We start from the raw sequence: 23961 nt of genomic DNA, 5'->3' as shown, positions 1-23961 counted from the left end.
TCCGGCAACCGCCTCACAACCGCCTCAACACCCCCACCGCCTACGTTCCCCGGTGTGGTCACCTGTCCCCCGGCACTCGAGGCACCCGTATGAAGCCCAATGTCACCGGCCCATGTGCGGCGATATCTCGCCGCGAGTACGAAACCCTCGTCATGAGCCTGCCCTCCAGCGGCCCGGGCGCTCCTCCGCACACCCTGTGGGGCATCTCGCCCTTAGCCCCACTTCACCTGGGGCTGGACAAGCTCATCGTGCATCAGCAGTGGCTGATCGCAGCCGGCGCCGAGCACACAATCGTGCTGGCGGACGTGCACGCCACACTCTGCGCAGGCCCTATGCCACACCTGAACGAGCAACGCACCAGATGCTACGAGCACTACCTACTGCAGGAGTGCGGACTCAACGCCACCCTCGTACGCGGCAGCGCCTTCCAGCACTCACCCACCTACCAGCAGCAGCTGGGCCGCCTGCTGGCCTCCGCCGACGTGCCGCCCGGCCGCGCCACCCGAGCCGACGCCCGCGCCACCGCGGCCGCAATGCAGATCCTCGACCCCGTCTTCCTTGGTGTCGACGCGGTCCTGGTCGAGGCCGGCGATTACCGCGCCGGCGACACGCCCATTTCCATCATCACCCCGACTCTCTACGACACTCATGGCAGACCACTGCGGGAGAGCACCCCCCGCACCCGCATCACCGTCCACGACGACCACGCCACCCTGACCCGCAAGATCAAACACATGTACGCGCCGCCACCCGAGCACACCTCTGCCGAAGACGGCCGCGTGAACGCCCTTCTGGAGCACTTCCGCTGGTCCGTTTTCCCCTGGACCGCCGAAGCGGTCCCCATCCACCTGGCAGCCGGCGGCTATGCCTTCTTTCACTCCTATGAGGATCTCCGCCAGGCATACAACGCTGGACGCATCACCCCCGGCGACGCCAAGACCGCATTGCTGATCATGCTGTCGGCCCGGCTTCAGATGATCCAAGTCAACCTGCGTCTCGCCCTGCGTGACTTCTCATGACGCCCACATCCTCACTACTCACGTCGCCCGTCACGCCGGTCATACACCGCTGTTCAGGAACGGACCGCATCCCGCGACACGATCGGCTCCGCCCGTGCGCACGACCAGCCACAGAACGAACGGACACCTTCCGACAATGACCTTCGGCACCGACCAACTCACGCACCTGCTGGCCCCCTCCTCACCGCCAGCGGAACTGAACACGCAAGGGCTGGCCGACTTTCTTCGCGGGTTCTTCGGACCGCTCTTCCTGGTCACGGTCTCCGTAGTCGCGCTGTTCTTCCTCTTCACCAGGGAGATCACACGCTTCGTGCAGTTCCTGGCGATCACCGTCGTCGTCGGCGTCATCTTCTATGTGCCCAACATCATCGAGACCCTCGCCAGGGGCATCGCCACCGCACTAGGGGTCACCTGAGCGCCGCGCAGCTCCCAGAAACCAGAGCACTTCCCAACCGGCTCTCCGCACGCCCGCGCCTGGCACACAACTACCGCTGAACGGCACTTTTCCGTACCTCACGCACCGACAGACAAGGAAACATCCCGTGACCACCACCCCTGAAGCCGCCTGGGCGGCAACACCGCACGGCACGCCTGCACCCGCACTGACGGAGCGGCACCGCTCCGCTCCAGTCGCACCCATGACCATGCCGAGCGGCGCCGACATCCTCACGGCCGTCGGCTACGACGACGTCAAAGCCATCCTGGTGTCCCTGGGCAGCAGCCGCGATCTCACCGATCCCCAACTCCCGCGGCCGATCGAGGGTTTGTCCATCGAAGACGTGCCCGGCGTACTGCTCAACATGGACCCGCCCGACCACAGCAGGCAGCGTCGGATCCTGCGCGGCGCTTTCACCATGCGGGCCGCCGAACGATGGCGGCCGTCCTGCCACGCCATCACTCAGGAGCTTCTCGACGCCACACACGGCGTCATGGACGTGGTGAACGACTATGCACTGCCGCTGACCTCACGCATGATCTGCCAGGTACTCGGGGTCCCCTCCGCCGACCGTGAACGCTTCCACGCCTGGAGCGCAGCTTTCCTGTCGGCCAACAGCGCCGCCGTCCAGACGCGCATGGAGGCTTACTCCGCATTCATGGAGTATGTGACCGGCCTGGTGGCCGCCCACCGCGACAACCCCGGCGACGACCTCCTCGACGACCTCATTCGCGCCCAGGATGAGGGCGACCAGCTGACCGAGACGGAGCTGGTCAACATCGTGTTCATGCTCATCGCCGCCGGCCACGAGACCACAGCTATGATGATCTTGCGAGGAGTGTTCCGACTGCTGCTCCATCCGGAGCAATACCAGATGCTGGTCGAAGACTCTTCGCTGATCGCTTCGGCGGTGGAAGAGATCCTCCGGTACGACGGGCCCGGCAGCCCTGGCCTGGTACGGCACGTCACCACGACCATGCAACTGCCGTCAGGTGCGACCGTGCCCGCGGGCACCGTGGTGCTGCCGCACCTCGCCGCGGCCAACCACGACCCCGAAGCATTCCCCTCCCCCGAGCGATTCGATATCCGCCGAGTGGGCACGCGCGGTCACCTGGCCTTCGGTCACGGCCCGCACTACTGTCTCGGCCACGCCCTTGCGCGAGTGGAGATGCAGGAGGCGCTGCGCACCCTCGTAAGCCGGGCGCCGGCGTTGCGTCCGGCCGTCCCGTTGGAGGACGTGCCCTGGACCACACAGGGGCTCAGCCATCAGCCCGTACGACTGCCTGTGGTACTCGCCTAAGCGACGTAAAAGCCCGCGCCCTTCGGACAGACAGGCCTCTTGCCAGGGCCTGCTTTCGGGCGTCGACTCTAATTTTGCCCGCTGCTGCGCTTGCCGGAAGCTCAACCGCTTCTTCGTCACGCGGGCCTGCACCTACCGCCGGCCCCAATGGGCCAACGCCTGTAAGCCGGCTCTCCGACGTCCTACACAAGGAGATCACCTGAGTAAACACGCGTTCCTCGCAGTGCGAGGCAACCGCACACACGACGCCCAGCTTGTCGCCCGGCTCCTCACTGGTTTGGCCGCCTGACGAGAGCTGAGCAACGCAGGGCGTCGGGTTCTTTACTGCCTGGGCCACAACAACTCGCCCAAGCAGGACTTCGTCATGTTCTGATCATGAACTTGCCTGGAGGACACCATAGCAGGCGACCCTCCCCTGATCCCAGCATGCCCAGAAACAACGGCTTCGGCATGCCCGCTGCCGCCCGAAGCACTCACCCAGATCCCTCGGAGCCCGATGCCCGCAGGGCACCTTGTCGCGCCCACAGCCATCCTCTGGCACGAGGCCGTGCACCACATCGTCGACGGGAGCGGACGACGCGCCGACTGGCAACGACGAGCCCTGCGATTTGCCTGGCAACTCCTGACGCGCTCCACCCGGGATATGACGACCTCCCCCAAACGAGGCGCCACCTGGGCGACGCTGGCAGCCGAGCTCGGCGTGTCCCGGCGGACCATTGCATCGCTGTTCGCCTGGTTCATCGCCCACGGATTGCTTCACCGGGTGTTGCCCGGCACCACGGCGCGGTTCCGCAAGGGAACGCTGGCCGGTCTGATCGATGACGGCCGCGGCAACGAAGCTGCGCAATACCAGCTGATCGTCCCGCTGGACATTGTGGATCTCGAATTTGTCGAGGAGAACGTCCTGGCCGCAGATGAGGTGCCATGGCCGTGTGAGACGGTTCTCGTCGACCCCGCCCGAGGATCTTCCAGCCGGCTTGAGAGCGAGCGCCGGCTTGTGGATGGATCTTGCACCCCCAACCCCTCCCCCACTTCTGTAGGGGAGGATCATCCCCGTAGCGCGCGCGCGAGCCAGCTGGCCACGGCCGCGCCACTCATGCACTTGTGGCCGGCCGCCGTCACGCCGCGCACGAGAGCCGAACGCTTGCGAGCGTGTGAGCGGCTGCGAAAGGAGCTCCCGGTGCTGGCACGGATATCGACCCGGCACCTGCGCTCCCTGCTGCGGCAGGCGATGTCACTCGGCGCGACCATCAGCGATATTCGGCACGCCTTGGACTTCAAGCCCGACGGCATGTCTTGGATCCACACTGACTCACCGCGCTGGGTGCCGGGGTGGATCCGATGCCGATTGGTAGCGTGGATCACACTAGACGGTGGGCTCGTCGCGCCCTGGCCTTCGCAACAGCGGGCAGCAGCCGCCCAGCGAGCACGGGCCGAACGTGCCGAACTTCCGATAGCAGCACGAGCCGAAGCGTGCCCGCCGCTACGCGAGGTTGCCCAGCAAGCTGCAAGGCGCGGAGCGAGGCAAGCCCGCCAGCTGCTTGGCTACACGGCGCGGCAGCGGGCATGAGGTGCGGTTTTGAGGCGCCCAGCGGATTCCGGACAGTGTTACATAAGCTGAAAGAAGTCTGAAACAGGTGGATGCGTAACGAAGCGTCGCAGGCAGTTCTCGCCGGGTTTCAAGGAAGGCCGGGCGCATGGTGCAACAACGCCCCGATACAGTTCGAGAACGCGTCCACCGTGGCATGACAATCCAGAAACGCCACTCCATCGAAGTCGGGGCACACCAGATGCTGGAGTACTAGAGAGGTTCAAAGGCTGACGTTATGGCGGCTCGAGGTCGAGGCCGGTCTTGGCGATGAAGCCGCTGATCAGCGCGGGACGGTACTGCATCCGCTTCAGTCTGGTCTTGATCAGACGAGCGAGCTCGTTGAGGGTCTTCTTCGCCAAGTCCACCAGCGATCGCTTCAGATGAGCCCACACCCCCTCGACCGGGTTCAGCTCCGGCGCATACGCCGGTAACTGGATGACCGTCAGCCAGGACCGCCGCTCGACCAGCTCCCGCATCGCGGCGCTGACGTGGGTGTTCAGGTTGTCCCAGATGACCACGAGGGGACCGCCGAGCTGCTGGTGCGCCGCGTCGAACAGCGCCGCGTAGTCGGCCTCGGAGAACGACTTGCGCTCTCCCTTACGGCCCCGCCGCAGCCGGATTCTGTAGATCAGGCGCGGCATACGGCCCGGCTTGGTGGCCACCAGCCCGGTGATCATCACCGTGCCCGACCCGCTACCGGACACCGTCACGATCGGGGTGAGGCCGCGCCGCCCCCAGCTGCGGCCGCGAGGTGGTCTCAGGCCTTGACCGGCCTCGTCCTCGAAGCAGAGCCAGGCGTCCAGGCGCGCCGCTGTGCTTTTCCCTCCAGCCAGTCCTCATCCCGCCATGCGGCGATCGCCTCCTCATTCCGCTCGACGGCCCGCCGTGTCGGGGCCTGCCAGCTCCAGCCCAGCCGGTGCAGCAGATAACACACCCCTGACACCGTGTAGGAGACGCCGAACCGCTCACGGATCAGCTCGGCGATCCGGGCCAGGGTCCAGCGCTGATCCTCATCCCAGCCATACGTCGCCGGCCCCTTGCCCAGCGCGTTTTGCAGGTCTTCGAGCTGAGCGCCGCTCAGCTTGCACACCTCGCCGCCTGGTCCTTTCGACATGAGAGCCTGGCGGCCGCCGGCCTGCCAGGTCCGTCGCCAGCGGTTGGCCGACATCCGGCTGATCCGGAACTCAGCTGCCACCTCGGCGTCCGTCGCCCCTTGGGCAAAGAGGTCGGCTGCTTGCAGTCTCACCCGTTCGCGGCGGGCGCGTGCCTGCGCGGTGAGTCCACCGCCATCTGCATATCTCACCTGCCCGATATAGCCCCGGGAGGTGACGTCGGTCACTCTACGATCAGAAGATACTTACGTAGCGTAACCCCCGCCTTCAACGCTCTCTAGCCGCCACCGGGCGGCCCGGTCGCGGCCGGGGTACACGGCGACGCGCCCCGACGGGAGGAGACGACCAGCTCCCGTTTGGGAGCCCTCCGATCGGAGGTGCGCCGCTGGGCTGCCGCCCGTGGTGGCGGGAGACATGTGGGCGCCGGCGATGCTGCGGCCTGCGACGGGCGGATGGTAGGAGCCCGCCGCCTGGCGGCTCTGGTAGACGGCTTGTCCTTGCCCGGGGAGGGGCTCGTGCGGGAGTCCTCGCTCCCTCGCCAAGGCGGGCGGGGCAAGCAGCATCACGGCGTTATGTGACGGTTGTGACGTTCATGGTCTTGTGCCCTGTATGCGTCGCCGCGAACGCTGGAAATGATCTTTCTGAGATGGACGCTGGCGGGCGAACTCGGAACGCCGAAGGGGATGGGCCTGGGAGCGGCATCGACGCTCCCAGGCGCTCTCAGCGCTTCGCCGCTGGTCAGGTGTTGATGTGCAGCACCCAGATCGACACGTGATCGATGTCGTCCGGGCCGTAGGTGTAGAGCGCCCGGAAGGTGGGCGTTACGAGCTCGTACGCGCCGGGGATCTCGGCGTACGGGACGGCGTCCGGCGGCGTCGGGTCGTCGGCCAGGTCCAGGAGCGCGTCCACGATGGACGCGCGCAGGGTGAGGGGTGCCAGGCGCAAGGCGTCCTTGACACCCGGGGCGAAGTGGACGGGGACCTTCACGAGGCGGCTTCACCGAGCCCGAGATCGGCGTACGCCTCCTGGCGTGAGGTGTAGACCGTCATCTCGAGGTCACCGCGGCCGGCGGCCGCCATCAGCTCGAGCACGGTGGCGGCTTCGCGTTCGCGCTTGAGGCGCAGGTACTCCTCGAAGTCCTCCTCGGAGATGAGCACGGCGTGCTCCTCGTCGGAGCGCTTGATCCGGGTGGGTCGGTGGGACATGACCGCGCGGGATACGAGCGGGCCGAGCTTGTCGCGGGCCGCTGCGATCCCGAGCGTCTCCATGCGCGTCTGGTCCATCGTCATGCCCTCCACGATACGGCAGGATGCCGAAATCGGCAGGATGCAGGATTCTGAAACCGGTCCCATTTTTATTACCGGGAATGTCGATTCCCGCCTATAAAACAGTTACGATCTTGGTGTTCCTCCGCTCGGGACTGCGATCCCCGGGCCGGATCGCCTGAGCCCCTGGGACGCCGAGATGAGACCGCAGTGACTGACACCCTGCCCGAGGTGGCCACGGTGCGCGCGGAGACGCTGCCCACCGTGGCAGCGGCCGACGACCGGCAGCGCAACCCGTACTGGGCGTACCTCGATAGCCTCGTCGGCCGCGAATCCCGCCGCACCATGAAGGGCTGCCTCGACCGGATCGCCCGCCTCATGGCCGACCAGGACCCCGCCGGCATCGACCCCGCCACCGGCAAGAAGGACCCGGCCGTGCTCACCATCACCGGCGAGACGATCAGGTGGCACCTGCTGCGGGCCGAGCACACCCAGCGCATCCGCGCCCTGATCGGCCAGGCCACCAGCCTGAAGAAGGACGGCATCCGCGAGCCCTGGTCGATCGCCTACCGGAACAAGCACGTGGTGGCGCTGCGGCAGGTCCTCGACCGGGCATGGCTGCTCGGGCTCATGACCGCCGACGAGCGCGACCGCGCCCAGCGCATCGACCAGTTCGAGGGCACCACCCTGCCCGCCGGCGCGCACCTGCCGATCGAGCGCGTGGGCGCGATGATGGCCGCCTGCGACGCCGACGTCGACCGGCAGGACGTCGGCAATCCGGTCAAGCGGGAGGAACTGCGGCGGGTGGCGCTGCGGGACGCGGCCATGCTTGCCGCCCTGTACTCGACCGGGGTGCGCCGGTTCGAGCTCGCCGGGGTGGCGCTGGCCGACTACGACCCGGTGGCCCGCTCCCTGCGCATCCGGGGCAAGCGGAGCAAGGAGCGGATGGTGTACCTGACGGCCAGCGCGGTCGGCCGGATCGAGGCGTGGCTGACCGTGCGCCGCCGCGACCCGGGCGGCCTGTTCGCGCCGTTCACTCCTCGCGGCAGGCATATCCGCCGCGACGAGCGCGGCCGGATCGCGTTCATCGACGCGCGGACGGTCAGCAACGTGCTCGCCGCCCGCGCCGAGAAGGCAGGCCTGGACGAGGCGCCGCGCGCGCACGACTTCCGGCGCACGTTCATCGGCGAACTGCTCGACGCCGGGGTGGACCTGGCCACCGCGCAGGCCCTCGTCGGGCACGCCTCCCCGGCCACCACAGCGAGGTACGACCGGCGGCCGGAGCGGACCCGCCGCGCGGCCGTGGACAAGCTGGCCACCCCCGACCCGGTGCCCCTGCCGGGCGCCGCACCGCGACGCCGTACGGACGGGACGGGAGTCGTGATTGCCGTCCAAAAGGAAAACGAGCCCAGGTAAGCCCAGGCCCGACTCCGTTACTAGCAAGGACCCTGCGCCTGTCAATCCCCTCAAACCGTGGAGACGGTCCTATGCCACAGCGGCCCTCAACAGGGCCATTGATGCTTGCCACTTCTCGATCATCCGACGCTCGAATGTCACAGGCGGCAGCCCGTCGTTGGCGCTGTGCCTGCGCTTGACGTTGTAGAAGTCCGCGATCCAGGTCGCGATCTTCAGCCGAGCCTCCGCCCGGGTGCGGAAGTGGTGCCGGTGCACGAACTCGACCTTCAGGGTGCTGTTGAGCGACTCGGCGGCTCCGTTGTCGAGCGCGCACCCGACCCGGCCCATGGACTGCACCACTCCATGCTTGCGGCATTCGGCCTGATAGGGGGCAGCGGTGTACTCCGAACCGCGATCCGAATGGAAGATCACTCCGTCCACTTCGCCACCCCGGGTTGCGACCGCCATCTGCAGCGAGGCCACCGTCAGCGCCGCGTCATGGTGCTCGGACATGGCATAGCCGAGTAGCCGACGGGAGAACAGATCCTCGACCGAGGCCAAGTACAGCGGCCTCAGCGGTGCTGATCATCGTGACGTCGCCGACCACAGCACATCCGGCGCGACCGCGGTGAACTTCCGCCGCACCAGATCCGGCGCGGCCGGCCGCTTGCCCTGCCGGGTCAGCGACCGTGGCCTCTTCGGCCTCCGCCCAGCCAGGCCGAGTTCGGCCATCCGCCTGGCCACGGTGTTCTCCGACACCTTCCAGCCCAGTTCACGTAAGTCCTGGGTGATCCGCGGTGAGCCGTACGTGCCGCCCGAGGCCGCAAACAGGCGCTGGATCTCCGCATCCAACCCGGCTCGCCGCTGCTCACGGGCGGTCGGCGTGTCCGCGCCGATGCGGTTCCTGCCGGGCGCTGGAGGTCCGCCCGGAACTCCTGATCAAAGCGACGCCTCGTGACTGCTGCCACGACCAAACCTCTCCCGGTTCGGTCTCTACGTTATGAGGAGAAGCCCAGGCCAATTCGCGTTTGAACCAGTGCGTCGATCCGGCCAGCACCTCTTCCAGGGTGCGCACCACCACCACCTCCACCTGGGCGTCGGTGATGGTGCGCGGCACACCCGGCCGGGGCTCATCGCTCAGCCCGTCCAGCCGGCGGTCCAGGAAACGGCTGCGCCAGCGGGCCACCGTCTTGCGATCCAGCCGCAGCCGAGCCGCCACCGCCACGTAGCTGCCGCCCTCGGCGCACGACAGCACGATCCGCGCCCGCAACGCCGGCCCCTGAGCGGTCGAACGCCGCCGGGCCCAGCCCTCCAGCGTCCGCCGCTCCTGCTGCGATAAAAGGTCCTAACAGAATGATCTAGAGCCGTGTCCTGTGTCGCCGCTGATCGTTGATCTTCGGCGTGAAGAAGGGCGAGCAACTGGCTTCGGCTCGGGAATGACCTGCTGGTGGCGGCTGCGCGACCGGCACGCCGCTGGCGTGTGGGACCGCCTGCACCAGCTCCTGCTCGCCGAGTTGCACGCCGCCGGCCAGTTCGACTGGTCCAAGGCGGTGATCGACAGCTCCCACGTCCGGGCACTCAAGGGCGGCCCAAAACCGGCCCGAGCCCGGTCGACCGCGCCAAGCCGGGCTCGAAACACCACGTCATCACCGAAGGAGGAGGCATCCCCCTCGCCGTCTCCCTGACCGGTGGCCACCGCAACGACGTCACCCAGCTCATGCCCTTGATCAAGGCCATCCCACTGGTCCGCGGCCGCGTCGGCCGACCGCGGAAGCGCGCGGACTGCCTGTACGCCGACCGCGGGTATGACCACGACAAGTACCGCCGCCTGGTCTGGCGCACCGGCATCAAGCCCATCATCTCCCGGCGCGGCACCCCGCACGGCTCCGGCCTGGGCATCCACCAGTGGGTGGTCGAGAGGACGATCGCGCTGCTGCACTAGTTCCGCCACCTGCGCATCCGCTGGGAAGTCCGCGACGACATCCACGAAGCCTTCATGACCCTCGCCGCAGCGATCATCTGCTGGCGACGACTCGTCCGCTGATCTTTCTGTTAGGACCTCTAAGGCCAGCGGTTGGAGTCTGCTGTCCGCCATCTCTCCAGCAGACCTCACCGGCCGGTCACCATCACCATGGCTCACAGAATCAGGGACGAAATACACCTCATGTGGTGACCCTCATGCTCATGACCGGCTCACTAGCTCGGTCCGGTCTGTTCCGCAAGGGCCTTCTCCAGGTGCTGGATTCGGTAGTGCTGCTGGCGTGCTACGCGCTGCAGGTCCATGACGAACCGAAGAAACTGGTCCATCTCGCCGGCTCGGGTGAGGATCTCGTCGGGCACCCGCGCATCGTGCTGGCAAGCGTCCTGCTCGTGCTGGAGCAGGGCTTGTGCCCATGCTTGGGTGAGGGGCTTGAACGCGGTGGGATGGTTGGCCACGATGCGGGCCCGGACGGTGAGATCGTTCTCGGCGGCTTCCACGTGCAGGCCGGTGTCCTTGTTGCGTGCCCCGAACAGCGGCTCGGGAATGTGGTAGGCGTCGAATCCGCGCTCGGCGCACCCGATCCAGAAGTCCCAGTCCTCGCCGGCCCGCATGCTCTCGTTGTAGCCGCCGACCACCTCCCAGGCTTCGCGCCGGTAGAGCGAGCAGTAGAACATGATCAGGCGCTGGAGCAGCAGTTCCTTGGTGTAGGGCGGAAGGGGAAGCACCTGTGGTGGCAGGTCTTCGGCGTCGGTGAAGATGAACAGGTCGGTGGAGGCGATGGCGATGTCCGGCTCGGCGTCGAGTACCGCGGTGGTCTTCTCCAGCATGGTAGGAGCGATCACGTCGTCGGCGTCCAGCGGCAGGATGTAGCGGCCGGCCGCGGCGGCGATGCCGGCGTTGCGTGCGGCGGAGACTCCGGCGTTGGCCTGGCGCAGCAGCCGGATGCGCCGGTCGGGATGGCGGTCGATGAAGTCCTGGGCCACCGCGGGTGAGTCGTCGGTGCTGCCGTCGTCAACGACGACGATCTCCCAGTCGCTGAATGTTTGCCCGAGCACGCTGTCCAGCGCCTGGGGCAGGTAGCGGCCGTAGTTGTAGCAGGGGATGACCACCGAGACCGCGGGTGTGAGGCTGTCACTCATTCCTGGTCCTTTGCTCGGGGCTTCGCTTTGTGCGCGAAGGTCGTCCATCGCTTCGAGTGCTTGGCAGTGCGCCGGGTCAGGCAACCGGTGTGGCGGGTCGGTTGGGTGATACCGACCAATGGTGGGGATGCACCACCTCGAGTTTGGGCAGCGCCCAGCAGGTGGTGCCCATGTCCTTGGCCAGTGCCGCCAGGCCCTCGGTCTCGATGAGCTGCTGGTAGGGGACCGGCGGAAATATCAGACCCGCGCGGTGCAGGTCGGCCCGGACCAGCAGGACCGTGCCGCCGACCGAGTCGATGCGGACGAGGTCGTGCGCGCTGAGCTCGTCGGGATAGACCCTGCCGAATCCTCTGGGGGGCTGCAGGATGCCGTCGCGGACCCATTGTGCCCAGTCGAGGGCGGCGGCTTCCGGTCGCAGGAGGAAGGTGTTGAGGTCGTAGGTCGGGCCGTTGGGTTCGCTGACGCAGTTCGGTACGACGATGTCCTTGCGTGCCGCCAGCAACCGCTGGATCAGGTCGGGCGGGTAGCTCGTCACGTCGACATCGATCCAGAGCACCCATTCCTCGTCCGTGAGGGCGCGCGAGAGCAGGTGGTTGCGGACCCTCGCCAGCGCGGCCCGGCGTTCTCGCTGGACGCCGGGCTCCCAGCGTTGCCCCGGCAGGCGGACTCCGGCGTGGTGGCGCACGAGCGTGATCCGGCGGTACTGCTGCTCCAACTCGGGCAGCGCGCGCTGCAGCATCTCCCACGTGTCGTCCTGGCTGTCGCCCTCGATCAGGCCCAGGGAGATCGCCTCGCGTGGATAGTCCAGATTGCGCAGGTTGTCCAGATAGGCGGGCACGAACCGGGCCGCATCCTTGACCGGCGTCAGCACCAGGACCGACGGGCGTTCCTTCAGAGGCTCTGGTGCCGGCTCACTGATCACCCACCTGGCCCGGTGCGGCCGGAAGGCATGGGCGTCTGTCCCAGTACGCGCATCCGTCCGGGCGCCTGTCTCGGCGTGGACGAGGTCCGCCGGAGCGAGCGGAAGCCGCGCCGCCATCGCCAGCAGTTGCTCGTCGTAGTCACCCCCGCTCCACACCTTGGGCGCAACGTCGAAGATGCGTTCGAAGTGTGCGGGCTCGAAGGTGTTGTTCTCGTGGCACACATAGGTGCACAGCTCCGGTACGTCCACGGAGACGACCCGGCAGTTGCCGACAATGTGAGCGGCGACGGGAGTGTCCTCACCTCGCCGTTGTGCCGGGTAGCGCGGGAGCGCGTCCTTCGCGCAGAGCATGGTGCCCTCCCACACGCGGATGTGGGAGATGGCCAGCTCGCGGCGGGCCGGCCGCCACAGTCGTTGCCGTGCGAGGAAACACGCCTCGGCGTCGAGTGCGAGTACCGCTGCCATCTGCGCCTCGAGCCGCTCTGGATCGTAGAGGTCGTCGTCGTCCCACTGGCACACGTAGGTCCCGGTCGCCCGGTCCACGGCGATGTTGCGTAGCTCTCCGAGCGTTCGCCCGTCCGGTGGGAGCCGATGGAACCGAATACGCTCGTCGCCGAGCCCGCGGATGTGCTGCTCCAGAGCGTCACTCGGCCCGTCGTCCACCACGACCAGCTCTTTGTTTGGATAGGTCTGGGCGAGGAAACACCGGATCGCACGCTCGGCGAACGATGGTCGGTCCTTCGTCACCATCAGGCAGGACACCGACGGCGCCGGGGCGCCGCCGGCCCAGCGGCGGCGCTGCGCGTCCAGATCGAAAGCCCCGTCGGCGAGGGGCTGCTGCCCCTGACTGGCCCAGAACCGCACCCTCTTGTACGGCGAGGACCGCGGCGCCCACGACTCGTCCTGAGCCCAGCTCCCGGCCCCGTGGTGCACGGCATAGGCGCGGTCAAGGTCGACCTCCTGCGGCGCGAAAAGCTGGGCCGCGTACGGGCTCACCTTGGGATAGAGCAACTCTGAGCCCACGACGGTGATCGAGTCGGCCTCCGGGGCGTTCGTCAACGCCTGCGTGAGGAAGTAGGGGCCCGACACATCGAGCGCGTTGGGCAGACGATGAGTGCGCACCAGCTCGCGATGGGCGTGTGCCCAGAACGGATGCCCAGGCCGGGACGCGATGAACGCATTCCCCACGATGCGGTCCAGACCGCGCTGACGTGCCAGCGGCAGGCCGGCATGCGGCGACGGCTCGCACCCGAGCACGAGTTGGCGGCCGGTGAGCAGTTCGCCCACCGGCCGCAGGCACTCGACATCCAGATCGACGTACACCCCGCCGAAATGGTCGAGCAGGAAATACCGGATGGCGTCGGAGCGCATGACCGGATCAGGGTAGCCGTCGTAGATCGGAAGAAACCACGGATAATGCTCCACGAGAAAGGAGCGACTGTCCGTGTCAGTCCACAGCCGGTAGTACCAGCCCGGATGGTGCCGCCTCCAGGAATTCACCCACTTTCCCCACCGGGAGGGCACATCGGTGTCCCTCCATGTTTGGTGGATAAGCGCCGGAATGCTTGTCTGCTCAGACATCCGCACAGAACTCTCAATCACGTGATCGCGTTATGAAGTACAACGACGTTCCGGTGCCGAGGCTCGGGCGTCGCTCAATCTTCACCCGCACGGACATCATGAGCAGAGCTTTTCGGCACGAATCATGGGCCTTCGCCGCACCGACTGGTCGTTAAGCCCTGATGTTGGCGCAGCCGGCGCTTGGTCCGTCGATGTCCCCGATGGGGTAGAAGATCAGGTTCCCCACGACGCTGGCGGCTGCGAAGGCGTTGCATTCGTTCACCTGCGTGCCGCCGCCGCCATTGCCGAAGATCCGTTCGAAGTTGAGGCAACTGGCCGTGGGGCCGCCCACAACATCGGTGAGGGAAAAGCTGTTGCAGCGGTTGACCTGCGTCCCCCTGTCATCCCCGTCGTGACCGTCTCTCGCTAGCGCGCCGTCCGTTCCGAGCATGACGGTTCCGGCCGTCGCAGCCAGGAGCGCAGCAGACTTGGCAATCTGCATGGTGTTCTCCAGGTTCTCCTCGTGGCTTTGTCTTGCGTGCAGATCCTGCACGACATGCCGAGCAGCGGCAAACACCTGCGGCGTGTTTCGACCACGCGGCGAGGCGCATGGGCGAGCGCTTACCTAAAGAACACTTTCCTGCCCTCCGCAGGCACGGATGGATGGGACTTCCGTAATCAATGCATTGTCTTTTTGGGCATTACCGCTTCGCGTGGAGACCGAGCGCCAAATCTGGAGAGGGCGTGGTGTCGGAGCATCGAGAACGCTTGCCCGTGCGGCGAGTGCTTGCCATTGCTTGGCATGTCATGCAGGATCTGCACGCAAGACAAGCGCGAGGAGAACCTGGAGAACATCATGCAGATTCGTAAGTTTGCTGCGCTTCTGGTCTCGACGCTGGGAGGTGTCATGTTTTGGGCGGGGAGTGCAGAGGCCGACGGCTCTCACGGTGAGGGCCAAGGGGATCAGATCAACAATTGCACCAGCTTCTCTCTCATCAATCTTTTCGGCGGCCCTCAGGTCGTCTGTGTCAATGAACAGGTTTCGGGCGGTGGCGGCGCGCAGGTCAACAACTGCCGCGCTGTCACGGTCCTCGGCATTGTGGATGACCTGCGCATCCTTCCCGTCCAGCTCGATGGCTCGAGCGTCAGGTGCGTCAACATCCGGCACGCGAACCGTGGGGAGGTGTAGGACATCTTCATGACTTGGGCAAGCGGTCTGGTCGAGAGATCCGGGCGGCTGCCTGAAGCGCGAAGGGCCTCCGCCGACGTTGGCCAGCGAAGGCCCGATATCGCCCCGGTGTGTTCGGGTAATCAGCCCCGTGAGCACATCGCCTGGTACCGGTACATCACCTTGGTCGTGGTTGCCCCCCACGCTCATCTGGCGTTCCTGACCCTACAGGTCACCTCGGCTGAGGACGGCGCGGGCTGGCTGGCGTTCCTGCGCGGCCTGGTCGCCCGGGGTGCAGCCGGTCATCTCCGAGTGTCATGCCGGGCTGGTGGCCTGAGCTTGCTCCGCTTCGGCGGACACCGTCGTTGTGGTGCTCAGGCCGCTGCGGCGGCCTCGTAGACGGCAGGGCTACGGTAGCCCAGGCTGCTGTGCAGGCGGTGCAGGTTGTACCAGCCCTCGATGAACTCGAAGATCGTGCTGCGGGCGGCGGCTCGGGTGGGCCAGGACCGAAGGTCGAGAAGTTCGCCCTTCAGGATGGCGAAGAACGACTCGGCCAGCGCGTTGTCCCAGCGCTGACCGGTGCGCCCGACCGACAACCGCACGCCGAGCCGTGCGGGTCGGCCAGCTCCGCATCGCGCTCCGCACGCGGACCGGGCACCCGCACTGCGGCGCGAGTAGAAGGCGGCACGCTTCCTGGTCGCCCATCGGTCGCCCCGACCGAGTATTTTCGCTCGTTGTCGCTGGCAACTAGTGAGCTTGAGGCGCCGTGGCAGTTCATCGAGGTCGAGCTGTCGGTGCCTGCCCGCCGTATCGTCCAGCAGGAGTAGGTGTCACGCGCGTCGCAGTGCGGCGGTAAGCAACTCGCATGCCGTCTTCGCCGAGCACGTCAGTGTGTCGAGCAGCGGCGCGGGGATGATGCCCGCTCGCAGGCCGGAAGACGCCACGATGCCGGCCAGCGCATCACGGTGCGCTTCGTACGCCAACGGGTGTCTGAGGATGTCGCGGGCGGCGTACCCGTCGCCGCTTTCGATCACCTCGGCGGCCACCTGGGCGCGAACACGGCCGGCCGCGTCAGGGTCGCTGCTCTGGGCGATGGTGGCCACGGTAAGGCCGAGCCGGGCCCGGAACACCATGAAGTCAGGCGCGGGCTTCGCCGACCGGAACAGGTCGACCATCACCCGCACGTGTCGGCTCTCCGCGGTGTCGTCGGCGCACAAGGCGCGCAGGCATCCGGCGACCTGCCGTTCCCACGGTTGGGTGATGGCGCTCTCCTCCAGCACGTCGCGCGCCGCCTGGGTGGCGCCGCGGAGGCAGTGGGCGACGATCACAGCCTGCCGACCTTCCATGAGATGGTCGCCGATCCCCCGGTGTGCTTTGGCGTGCGTGACCGCCTCGTCCCATCGGCCGGCGAGCGTCAGGGTGCGGATGCCGTCCGCGACGTACTGCCGCCACGCCCATTCGTGGAGCTTGTAACGCTCCTCGCGGGTGCCGGTGACGCCGGTCAGCGGCAGAGTGCGGCCCTCGACCACCAGGTCGGTGCCGTGCACGGCCGCCCGGTACATCGCGTCCAGCAGCCGCATCGCGGGCTCTCCGGCGTCGGCGCGAATCTGCAGCCGGGCCAGGTTGTGAACGGGTTCGAGCATGTACCGCGCCTCATGCGCCGTGAGGGGGCGGCCCCCCTGCCGGTAAATGTCGATGTGCTGCAAGCACAGGTCGCGGGCCAGGTCAGGCAGGCCGCAGTCACTGGCCAGCAGCGCGGCCTTGTTGAGGGCGTGCGCGCCGCCGTGCAGCCGGTCGGCGCCTGGCTGTGCGGCGTCCTCAACGATGCCGGCGATCTCGGCGACACGGTCTCGGAGTGGCGGGTAGGCGGGGCGGGCGTACCCGACGAGCGGAAAGTATCGGGCGGCGGCCGCCAGCGTTGCGCGGTCCATACGGTCAGCTCCTAGGCAGGATGGCGGCGGCGGCCGCGTGGGCGAGGACGGCCTGCGTGCGGGCCGACAGGTTGAGCCGGTTCCAGTGGAAGATCACGACGTGGGCGAGGAGAGCACGCACCCCCCGGTCCAGGCGGCCCTCGGTGGCGGCCGCGCCGAGCTGCCCGCCCGCCTCCTGCCACGCGGCCAACCACGGGGCGGCGAACTCGGCCGCCGCGCCGGGCGCGAACGGTCCGCTTCCAGGGTGCGCGGGCAAGGCCAGGAAGGGGCGCACGGTGTCGGCGAGCTGGCCGACGTGGGCGACGTCGGCCTCGGACAGGGCAGGCCGGAGCGCGGCTACCCGGGCGAACACGTCGCCGCGCTCGAACTCGTCCAGGCCCGCCGCGCGGAGCAGTCCGCCGATCAGCAGGACGGACAACTCCCGGCGGCCGAGGCCGGGTGCCCGGCGGACGTAGTCGAGGACGCCGCGGCTGTCCGCGCAGAACAGCTCGTGCGCGGCGCGCATGCCGGCGGGCCCGCCGAACGCGGCGGTTTCCGGCTCGTACACGCTGGGCCGCCATCGGGTGATCGCCCCGTCCCGGGCCAGCTCGTTGAGCCTACGGTTGACGGCCGCGGTGTCCGCCTGCAGCAGGCGTAGCCGCCAGCACGGATACTTGCGCAGGAACCACCAGCCGGCCAGCGCGCCGCCCTGCTGCAGGTCGTCCAGGAGCGGGCCGAGCCGTTCGGCGCCGATCGTCTCGGCGCTGGGCCAGTCGGCGAACGTCACGCGCACCTGATACCAGTCGGCTTCTGCTCGTCGTTCCAGCGCGGCCAGCCCGGCGGCCTGATACACGCGGGCGGCTTCGGCGAGGTCGTCCACGTCGACGCCGATCGCCGCCGCGGCGGCGTCCACATCCTTGCCGGCGAGCACGGCGAGCACGCCCTCGGTGACCTGGTCAGGCCGTGCGGCGGTCAGGCTATGAGGAGACATGCGTCCCATCCCGAAAGTGGTGGTGTGAGTTGGCGTGCGGTTTCCAGGGCCAGGCCCACCCCGGCCGGGCCGTTGAGCAGCCCGCCCTGGTCGTCCGGCTGCAGGGCGGCCGCGTGGTCGGCGAGCAGTGCCGCCAGCCTGGGCAGCTCCCGTCTGATCGCCTGTGTCTGCGCATCCAGCGACGCCCGGTAGGCCGTCTGGTACAGGCCGGCGATGCCGTGGCAGATGCCCGGCTCGGTGATCCTCGCGAACTGGTTGCCGGTCAGGCACGCGGCCAGCGCCTGCTCGGCCGCCGCAGCGAGCGCCGGGTCGCGGACGGCTATGGCGGCGAGCTGTAGGGCGCGGGCGATCCCGGCCGTGCCGTAGCACCACGACGGCCGCCACGGGCCAGGCTGGGTGACGCGGCCGGTGCGGAGTTCCTCGCGGGTCAGCCAGTGCGGCCACCACGCCCCGTCCGGGGAGTGCTGCTGCCACCGGTAGAACCAGGCGGTGAGGCGTTCGATCGCTTCAACTTGTCCGGCCACGGTGCAGCCGCGCAGCGCGGCCAGAGACAGCAGAGCGAGTAGCCCGGCCGCGCCGTGCGCGAGGCCGAGGTTGGCGTGCCCGCCGGGGGTCGGCTTCAGCGGGTCCGGGTCGTGGGCCACCCACCAGCCCGGCAGCTGCTCGCCCTGGAGGCGGCGCGGCTTGGTCACCTGAACCACGTAGGCCAGGACGTCGGCGAGCGCGTCGCTCGCGGGCGCCGTCCGGAGCAGCAACGCGCCGATCCCGGCCAGCCCGCGCACCACGTCATACTCCGCGAAGTGGGCGAACTCCCGCCGCCGTATCCGCTCACGGGCGGTGGCCACGCGCCGCGCAACCAGGCGGGCGATGTGCTGGTCGAGGCTACGGGCCGCCGCCTGATAGCGCGGGTCGGGGCCCGCCGCGGCGGCGTGCAGGACGAACGCGATGGCCGGCGCACCGTAGAACAGGCCGGCGTGCGGGGCGGCGTCGATCCGCCCGGTCGTGGCCTGCCGGATGTGGGTGTGAGCGCTGCCCCAGTCTGCGCTGCCGTTCAGGGCCCGCTCGATGTGCACCAGCGCGGTCGCGGCCGCCCCTGCGGCGAGGGACTGCCGGGCTGCTTGCTGTTCGCTGATCGTGGTCATAGGGCGCCCTCCAGGGCGAGGCGGCGCAGCGCGGCCGCGCGTGCGAGACGGCCGGTCACCTTCTCGAAGTCGGGGTCGACGCCGACCGCGCGCACGTGGTGCTCGTGCAGCAGCGTCCGCAGCACGGTGCCCGGGTCACGCTGCTCGGCGAGCACGCGATGGTAGGCGGCCAGCGCCGTGGCGCGGGCCTTCCACGCGTCCGCGACGGCGTCGCCGCCGGGCAGGGCCCGCACCGTGCGGTAGTCGTCGGCGGGGGTGGCCAGCTCGAACACCTGGTCACGCAGCCCGATGTCGAGCACGCCCGTGCTGCGCGGCAGGCAGGCGAGCAGCCTCCTGCAGCCGGTGACGGCGGCGGGAGCGAACGACGCGGCCAGGTCGGTCATGGACGCGGCCGCCAACGCTTGGGCGGGCACATGAGCAGCGTCGGCCATGGCGATCTGCGCGACAGCGGCCGCCGTGTCCGCGGCGAACACCTGCTCGGCCGCCACCAGCGCCGGGCCTTGGCCGTAGCGGGCGGGATGCTCGTAGTGGGTGACGAGCGCAAGCTGGGCGGGCAGACCGGCCGCTTCCAGACCGGCGGCGAACGCGGCCAGCCGGGCGGCGACCTCCGGGAAGTGGCCGGCGTCGGCCAGGCGCAGCACCACGGCGATGTGCTGCGGCTCCTCCGGGCGGATCATGTTGCGGTGCCGGCGCACCCACCACCGCTCCACCAGGCCGGTCAGAGCGGCGGCGAACGGCGGCAGGTGGCGGGCGAGGATGTCATCGAACCGGGCAGGGCTGCCGGGCAGGCGGGCGTGCACGATCGTGGACCCTCCCGGCCGGGCGACCGGCCCCGGCGGAGCCATGACGGGCAGAGGGCGCGCCGGCGGGTCGGTCACGGTCATCGGGATCAGCAGCTCGGCGGGCCGCCCGATCCACGCATGCCCATCCGGCGGGCCGTCCTCCTGCACCTCGATACGGTCGGCCCGCTCCAGCCGTAGCCGCAGCAGCTCACGGTCCAGCGGCTGGTCCAGGTCCAGAGGCAGACGTAACTCGCCCTGGCAGACGACGACGCGGGCGGGCACGCGCCACTCCCGCCGCCACCCGGCCAGCGCCGCGTCCCACCCGGCCGCCGAAGGGCTCGGCAGGCTGGTCGACGTCCACCGGGCCGGAGACAGCACGGTCCGCCGGTAGCGAATGCGCGGGATGTACGGCAGGGTGCGGGCGGCGCCCAGGTTGAACGGCCCCCACACGGCGGTACGCGCGTCGGCGACCTCGGCGAGGAAGCGCGCCAGCGGCGGGGTCTGGACGGCGGCGTCCAGCGCGTGAGGGACGCGCGGGATCACCCTGCGGCGGGTGGAGCGCTGCACCAGATACATCTGGTCGGCGTCCGCGGTGACCGCCAGATCATCGACGCTGACCGCGAAGGAAGCGGGATGCTCCGACAGCGACACCACGTACTCGAGGACGGGCGGGACGCGGACCACGTTCTCGTTGTGGGGTACGCGCGGCGGGAACGACACCTGCACCGCCACCACATCGCCCGGGGTCGCGGCGTAGGTGTCGGCCAGGCGGGCACGGTCGGCGCCGTCCAGGAGGGGCGCGAACCGGCCGGCCATGCTGGTGTGAGCGCGCGGGGAGGCGATGACCCTCAACTCGAAGTCGCCCCGGTCGATCGCGGCGGCCGACGTGGCGTGCAGGGTGACGCCGAGCTCGATGCGCTGGGGCGGCACGACGTCGGCGTGTTCGCCCACCGTCAACGCCTCCACGTCCGCGTCGGTCAACACGATCTCGTCGGAGCCGTCGAGGGCGGCCCGCTGGATGAGCGCCAGCAGGACCGTGTCCCGCTCGGTCAGCGTCCGCCACGACGGGCGGGCGCGCGGGGCGCCGAGGTAGCCGCTCGGGTAGCCGAGCCCGGAGTCGGCTACCAGCTCCCGCACGGGGACGAGCGTGCCGGGGCCGTACCGGGCGCGGAACTCGGCGTGGTAGTCGAGCCATGCCGTCGTCCCGAACGGGTGAATGGACAGGCGCAGCAGGACGGAGGCGACGCGCTCGGCTTCGGCCAGGACGATGTCCGGGATGGAGACGCGCGCGTCGAGGCGCACGTCGGTGGCCAGCGCGTGCTGGGCGGCGGGGACGAGGCCGGTCATCAGGTCGACGGTGGACGCGCGGATCGCGGTCGCCTGCCTGGGGGTGGCGGTGTTGTGGACGGTCAGCCGCCGTTGGACGCGGTCGAGCTGGTCGAGCAGTGCCCGGATGTCGTCCAGGTCGTCGCCGCTGGCGTCACGTACGGCGCGGATGAGGTGGGCGAGCGGGTCGGTGGCCGTCATCGGAGGGCGCAGGCTGGTGATGAGGATGCGCTGGTCCACGAGGCTGTTCAGCATGGCTGTGATCGCCTGGGGCGGGGTGGCCCGGAAGCGGGCGGCGACGGCGGCGGCGAGCGTGTCGAGCCGTATCGGTGTGGCGGCCGCGGCGAGCACGACCCGTACGGGCGTGGTGTGCCGCAGGGACACGTCCCGTAGCGGGCCGGGAGTGCGGGCGCCGACGTCGGCGCGGCGGGGTACGACGAGACGGCCGTCGCGGAGGGTGCCGCCGTTGTCGGCCACCACCGTCAGCCGCGGCCGCAGGCCGGGATGCCGCTCGATCTGGTCGACCAGCATGGTGATCCATTCGGCGTCGGGGCGGGCGATGGCGCGATGCTCGCCGCCGATGTCCACGGTGGCGGGCCCAATGGTGGCGGCCGTGACTCCGGCGAACAGCCCGAACGGGGTGGCGCGACGCTGCCAGCGCAGCAGGTAGGAGGAGACGGCCAGGGCGGCGCGGCGCAGGTCCTTGGCCGCGGGCTGGGCGGTGTCGAGGAGCTGGTCGGCGCGGGCGACGAGGGCGGGGGTGGCCATCTGCAGCGCTTCGCGTACCTCGGCGCGGGACAGCATCTTGGTCAGCCATGCCCGGCTGTCCTGCTCGATGTCGAGGCGGGTCGGTACGACGAGGTCGCCGGGGTCCGTGGTCGCGCGCACCAGCACCAGGCCGTGATGCCGGTACCGGGTCGAAATCGTCACGGTGATCCATCTCCTCGGCCAGAGGGGCGAAGGGGTGGCCGTGCCGCCGACGCCCCGAGAGGGGACGCCGGCGGCAGAGGGCGGGGGTTACGACGGGTCGTTGCTGCCGGTGCTGCACGCGCTCGTGCCGCACGAGACGCCGCACCCGTCATCGGTGGAGCACATCATCTCCACGAGCGGCGTGGTGGACTCCACGACCCTCATGTCCAGCGGCTCGAACTCGTCGCCGGCGACGCCCGTGGCGCCTGTGGCGTCGACGGCCAGTGTTGCTGACATCTCACACTCCTCAGGTTGGGGATGGGTGTGTGGTGCACCTGGCCTGCGCGGTGGGCTCGGTCAGCCCGCCACCGGCCAGGAGATCGTGACGATGCCGTGCCTCTTCTCCAGGACCGCCGTTCTCTCGGGGACGTCTACGTGGCGGCCGGACGGCCAGTACGCGAACGTGGGCTCCCCGCGCCGGGCCTGCCGATCCCACGCCTGGATCTGCTCCACCATCGCGTTGGCCGCCTGCGGCCCGTGCAGCCCGTACGCTCCCGCCCCGAACTCGACCCCGCCGCCTCCTAGGGCCGGGCGCACCGCCAGGTAGGCGAAGCTGTCGCCGCGCACGACGGCGAACGGAAACCAGGTGCCGCGCTCACGATCCAGATCGGTCCCGTCGTCCACGGTCATCCGGCAGAAGCCGGGCAGGTAGCAGGCGAACCACAGGTGTAGGTCCGCGAACGACACCCCGTGCTTGATGGTCACTCCCGACCATGCCTGGCTACGTTCGCCCGCCAGCACGCCGTCGAGCAGGCCGGGATTGTCCGGCGCCCCGTCATCGAACCGCAGCGTCACCTTCCGGCCCCGTCTGTCCGACAGCGTCAGATCCCGGTCGGCGTGCTCGCCGTCGCCCTGCATCGCGACGAACCCGCACACCTTCGCCGACGTGCTCACCAGGTGGTCATTGTCGCGGCGGAACCCGATCGAGCGGGTCACCCCGTTCATCCGCAACGGCACCACGAGACGGCCCTTGGCGGCCAGCTGCTCCCGCCACGCCGGCGCGATGTCCCACGCCCCCACGGTGACGATGACCGCGTCGAACGTGCCGAAGTCGGGGGCGCCGTGCTCGGCGTCGGCCCAGACGACGGAGACGCGGTTGCTGTAGCCGGTGGCGTCCAGCAGAGTGCTGGCCCGGTCGGTCACCTCCGGGTCGATGTCCATGCTGACCACGCGCCCCTCCGGGCCGACCACCTCGGCCAGCAGCGCCGCGTTGTAGCCGCCGCTGCCGATCTCCAGGACGCTCATGCCGGGCCCGATCTCGGCCTGCTCGATCATCAGGGCTTGGATGAACGGCGCGCTGACGGAGGAGACGGCCACCCCATGCTCGGTCGTCTTGGTCACCACGGAGTTGTCCGCGTTGTAGGCGACGTCCAGCGGCGTTCCGGGGAGAACGAACGCGTGCCGAGGTACGGCGCGGAACGCGGCTGCGACCTCCGCCGAAGTGATGTATCCGGCGGCGACGAGCTCGTCTACGAGCTTGTGCCTGAACTCGGCTGCGCGAGCGTCAGCGGAGGTTTCGTCGGTCACTGTCGTCCTTTCGGTTGTCGTCCTTGCTGGTTATTCGACTGGTCATGGTCCCCCGGGCAGGCGGTCAGCAGATGCCCGCGACACGGGACGGCGGGCTCCACCCCTCGGCCGCCAGCTCCTGGTTTCTCTGCGCCAGCCACGCCTCGACCGTCTGCTCGGGAGGCAGCGGCGGAACGACCCGGTTGAGGAGCATGCTCGCTCCTTGGGTGTGCTCCTCATGCAGGAGCACACCGCCGCGTACGGGGGCCGCCACCAGGATGACGAAGCGCTCTGGTTGGCGGCCTCGCTCGCACCGGGCGTACACGTAGCTGATGGCGCGTAGGGCTTCCATGAGGGTGGAGGTCTCTTCCTAGGGCGAGGGTCATCGAGGCTGTGGCCGTGGGACGGCGGGCGGCTGCGTGCGGGCGCGCCGTCCCACGGCCTCGC

The 23961-nt window shown here is 69.1% G+C and carries 24 protein-coding genes and 1 pseudogene; 7 read left to right on the top strand and 18 right to left on the bottom strand.

The genetic code is table 11. From position 1 onward, the window contains the following. Positions 1 to 89: 89 nt before the first annotated feature. The 4 genes from C1J01_RS16340 (at position 90) to C1J01_RS49140 (ending at position 4325) form a co-directional block, all read left to right on the top strand. Positions 90 to 1019, top strand: a complete 930-nt coding sequence (locus C1J01_RS16340) for a nucleotidyl transferase family protein (RefSeq protein WP_146615615.1) — start codon at positions 90 to 92, stop codon at positions 1017 to 1019. A 136-nt stretch (positions 1020 to 1155) separates the two neighbouring features. Continuing rightward, entirely contained in the window at positions 1156 to 1434 is a 279-nt protein-coding gene (locus tag C1J01_RS16335) for a hypothetical protein (RefSeq protein WP_111179824.1), read from the top strand. A 127-nt stretch (positions 1435 to 1561) separates the two neighbouring features. Continuing rightward, positions 1562 to 2755 (top strand): cytochrome P450, encoded by a 1194-nt coding sequence (locus tag C1J01_RS16330; RefSeq protein ID WP_146615614.1) that lies wholly within the window; start codon positions 1562 to 1564, stop codon positions 2753 to 2755. A gap of 547 nt (positions 2756 to 3302) precedes the next feature. After that, positions 3303 to 4325 carry a hypothetical protein gene (locus tag C1J01_RS49140; RefSeq protein ID WP_146615613.1) on the top strand — a complete coding sequence of 341 codons (1023 nt, stop codon included), beginning with the start codon at positions 3303 to 3305 and terminating at the stop codon, positions 4323 to 4325. 254 nt (positions 4326 to 4579) lie between these two features. On the opposite strand, the gene C1J01_RS16325 is transcribed toward C1J01_RS49140, so the two are convergent. From C1J01_RS16325 to C1J01_RS16310, 4 genes are all read right to left on the bottom strand, one after another. After that, positions 4580 to 5107 carry a transposase gene (locus C1J01_RS16325; RefSeq protein ID WP_235854470.1) on the bottom strand — a complete coding sequence of 176 codons (528 nt, stop codon included), beginning with the start codon at positions 5105 to 5107 and terminating at the stop codon, positions 4580 to 4582. Next, entirely contained in the window at positions 5104 to 5685 is a 582-nt protein-coding gene (locus C1J01_RS16320) for a helix-turn-helix domain-containing protein (protein WP_235854469.1), read from the bottom strand. The genes C1J01_RS16325 and C1J01_RS16320 overlap by 4 nt, the downstream gene beginning before the upstream one ends. 511 nt (positions 5686 to 6196) lie before the next feature. Beyond that, complete coding sequence (locus C1J01_RS16315; RefSeq protein WP_111179821.1) at positions 6197 to 6445, bottom strand: type II toxin-antitoxin system RelE/ParE family toxin; 249 nt, start codon at positions 6443 to 6445, stop codon at positions 6197 to 6199. Then, positions 6442 to 6747, bottom strand: a complete 306-nt coding sequence (locus C1J01_RS16310) for a type II toxin-antitoxin system Phd/YefM family antitoxin (RefSeq protein ID WP_111179820.1) — start codon at positions 6745 to 6747, stop codon at positions 6442 to 6444. Before C1J01_RS16310 ends, C1J01_RS16315 begins: the two co-directional genes overlap by 4 nt. Positions 6748 to 6933: 186 nt before the next feature. Between C1J01_RS16310 and C1J01_RS16305 the strand changes: the two genes are divergently transcribed. Then, positions 6934 to 8139, top strand: coding sequence for a tyrosine-type recombinase/integrase (locus tag C1J01_RS16305; protein ID WP_235854468.1), 1206 nt, complete (start codon positions 6934 to 6936; stop codon positions 8137 to 8139). 69 nt (positions 8140 to 8208) lie between these two features. Here the strand turns inward: C1J01_RS16305 and C1J01_RS16300 are convergent, their stop codons facing one another. Genes C1J01_RS16300 through C1J01_RS51245 form a run of 3 tightly spaced genes read right to left on the bottom strand, consistent with a single transcriptional unit; the run spans position 8209 to position 9388 of the window. After that, positions 8209 to 8679, bottom strand: a complete 471-nt coding sequence (locus tag C1J01_RS16300; protein WP_181448776.1) for a DDE-type integrase/transposase/recombinase — start codon at positions 8677 to 8679, stop codon at positions 8209 to 8211. Positions 8680 to 8703: 24 nt separating this feature from the next. After that, positions 8704 to 8970 carry an IS3 family transposase gene (locus C1J01_RS16295; RefSeq protein ID WP_181448775.1) on the bottom strand — a complete coding sequence of 89 codons (267 nt, stop codon included), beginning with the start codon at positions 8968 to 8970 and terminating at the stop codon, positions 8704 to 8706. Positions 8971 to 8986: 16 nt separating this feature from the next. Next, positions 8987 to 9388: a helix-turn-helix domain-containing protein gene (locus C1J01_RS51245; protein WP_220039944.1), complete on the bottom strand. Its 402-nt coding sequence runs from the start codon at positions 9386 to 9388 to the stop codon at positions 8987 to 8989. Between the two features lie 160 nt (positions 9389 to 9548). Here C1J01_RS51245 and C1J01_RS16285 point away from each other — a divergent pair. Next, positions 9549 to 10162 (top strand): annotated as a pseudogene (locus C1J01_RS16285) (IS5 family transposase); the annotation flags it as partial. A gap of 152 nt (positions 10163 to 10314) precedes the next feature. On the opposite strand, the gene C1J01_RS16280 reads toward C1J01_RS16285, so the two are convergent. The 3 genes from C1J01_RS16280 to C1J01_RS16270 all read right to left on the bottom strand — a co-directional run bounded on the left by C1J01_RS16280 (position 10315) and on the right by C1J01_RS16270 (position 14273). Further along, positions 10315 to 11238 (bottom strand): glycosyltransferase family 2 protein, encoded by a 924-nt coding sequence (locus C1J01_RS16280; RefSeq protein WP_220039943.1) that lies wholly within the window; start codon positions 11236 to 11238, stop codon positions 10315 to 10317. A 76-nt stretch (positions 11239 to 11314) separates the two neighbouring features. Next, positions 11315 to 13741 carry a glycosyltransferase gene (locus tag C1J01_RS16275; RefSeq protein ID WP_111179815.1) on the bottom strand — a complete coding sequence of 809 codons (2427 nt, stop codon included), beginning with the start codon at positions 13739 to 13741 and terminating at the stop codon, positions 11315 to 11317. Between the two features lie 151 nt (positions 13742 to 13892). Further along, positions 13893 to 14273: a hypothetical protein gene (locus tag C1J01_RS16270; RefSeq protein WP_111179814.1), complete on the bottom strand. Its 381-nt coding sequence runs from the start codon at positions 14271 to 14273 to the stop codon at positions 13893 to 13895. Here C1J01_RS16270 and C1J01_RS49135 point away from each other — a divergent pair. Beyond that, complete coding sequence (locus C1J01_RS49135; RefSeq protein WP_146615612.1) at positions 14259 to 14909, top strand: hypothetical protein; 651 nt, start codon at positions 14259 to 14261, stop codon at positions 14907 to 14909. The genes C1J01_RS16270 and C1J01_RS49135 overlap by 15 nt on opposite strands. Positions 14910 to 15262: 353 nt before the next feature. Here C1J01_RS49135 and C1J01_RS49850 read toward each other — a convergent pair whose 3' ends face one another. From C1J01_RS49850 to C1J01_RS16220, 8 genes are all read right to left on the bottom strand, one after another. After that, positions 15263 to 15490: an integrase core domain-containing protein gene (locus tag C1J01_RS49850; RefSeq protein ID WP_181448773.1), complete on the bottom strand. Its 228-nt coding sequence runs from the start codon at positions 15488 to 15490 to the stop codon at positions 15263 to 15265. A gap of 228 nt (positions 15491 to 15718) precedes the next feature. Continuing rightward, the gene (locus C1J01_RS16250; RefSeq protein ID WP_111179810.1) at positions 15719 to 16819 is read right to left on the bottom strand and encodes a hypothetical protein; all 1101 of its coding nucleotides are present in this window, start codon (positions 16817 to 16819) and stop codon (positions 15719 to 15721) included. Positions 16820 to 16823: 4 nt separating this feature from the next. Next, complete coding sequence (locus tag C1J01_RS16245; protein ID WP_111179839.1) at positions 16824 to 17789, bottom strand: thiopeptide-type bacteriocin biosynthesis protein; 966 nt, start codon at positions 17787 to 17789, stop codon at positions 16824 to 16826. After that, positions 17771 to 18931: a lanthionine synthetase C family protein gene (locus C1J01_RS16240; RefSeq protein ID WP_111179809.1), complete on the bottom strand. Its 1161-nt coding sequence runs from the start codon at positions 18929 to 18931 to the stop codon at positions 17771 to 17773. The genes C1J01_RS16245 and C1J01_RS16240 overlap by 19 nt, the downstream gene beginning before the upstream one ends. Next, positions 18928 to 21969, bottom strand: coding sequence for a lantibiotic dehydratase (locus tag C1J01_RS16235; protein ID WP_111179808.1), 3042 nt, complete (start codon positions 21967 to 21969; stop codon positions 18928 to 18930). The genes C1J01_RS16240 and C1J01_RS16235 overlap by 4 nt, the downstream gene beginning before the upstream one ends. Positions 21970 to 22056: 87 nt before the next feature. Further along, entirely contained in the window at positions 22057 to 22245 is a 189-nt protein-coding gene (locus tag C1J01_RS16230) for an FxLD family lanthipeptide (protein ID WP_111179807.1), read from the bottom strand. Positions 22246 to 22305: 60 nt separating this feature from the next. Beyond that, complete coding sequence (gene fxlM, locus C1J01_RS16225; protein ID WP_111179806.1) at positions 22306 to 23535, bottom strand: methyltransferase, FxLD system; 1230 nt, start codon at positions 23533 to 23535, stop codon at positions 22306 to 22308. Positions 23536 to 23599: 64 nt separating this feature from the next. Continuing rightward, positions 23600 to 23866: a hypothetical protein gene (locus C1J01_RS16220; RefSeq protein ID WP_111179805.1), complete on the bottom strand. Its 267-nt coding sequence runs from the start codon at positions 23864 to 23866 to the stop codon at positions 23600 to 23602. Positions 23867 to 23961: the final 95 nt, after the last annotated feature.

The sequence above is a fragment of the Nonomuraea aridisoli genome (assembly GCF_003236395.1).
In the GTDB taxonomy this organism is placed as follows: domain Bacteria; phylum Actinomycetota; class Actinomycetes; order Streptosporangiales; family Streptosporangiaceae; genus Nonomuraea; species Nonomuraea aridisoli.
Note: the sequence above shows the minus strand (reverse complement) of the source record. Positions and strands in the feature narration are given on the sequence as shown.

Bases quoted from the DNA above. Each gene is read 5' to 3' on its own strand.
- C1J01_RS16310 (WP_111179820.1), bottom strand. From the start codon at position 6,747: ATGACGATGGACCAGACGCGCATGGAGACGCTCGGGATCGCAGCGGCC.
- C1J01_RS16275 (WP_111179815.1), bottom strand. From the start codon at position 13,741: ATGTCTGAGCAGACAAGCATTCCGGCGCTTATCCACCAAACATGGAGG.
- C1J01_RS16230 (WP_111179807.1), bottom strand. From the start codon at position 22,245: ATGTCAGCAACACTGGCCGTCGACGCCACAGGCGCCACGGGCGTCGCC.
- C1J01_RS16220 (WP_111179805.1), bottom strand. From the start codon at position 23,866: ATGGAAGCCCTACGCGCCATCAGCTACGTGTACGCCCGGTGCGAGCGA.
- C1J01_RS16280 (WP_220039943.1), bottom strand. From the start codon at position 11,238: ATGAGTGACAGCCTCACACCCGCGGTCTCGGTGGTCATCCCCTGCTAC.
- C1J01_RS16240 (WP_111179809.1), bottom strand. From the start codon at position 18,931: ATGACCACGATCAGCGAACAGCAAGCAGCCCGGCAGTCCCTCGCCGCA.
- C1J01_RS16335 (WP_111179824.1), top strand. From the start codon at position 1,156: ATGACCTTCGGCACCGACCAACTCACGCACCTGCTGGCCCCCTCCTCA.
- C1J01_RS16245 (WP_111179839.1), bottom strand. From the start codon at position 17,789: ATGTCTCCTCATAGCCTGACCGCCGCACGGCCTGACCAGGTCACCGAG.
- C1J01_RS16340 (WP_146615615.1), top strand. From the start codon at position 90: ATGAAGCCCAATGTCACCGGCCCATGTGCGGCGATATCTCGCCGCGAG.
- C1J01_RS16250 (WP_111179810.1), bottom strand. From the start codon at position 16,819: ATGGACCGCGCAACGCTGGCGGCCGCCGCCCGATACTTTCCGCTCGTC.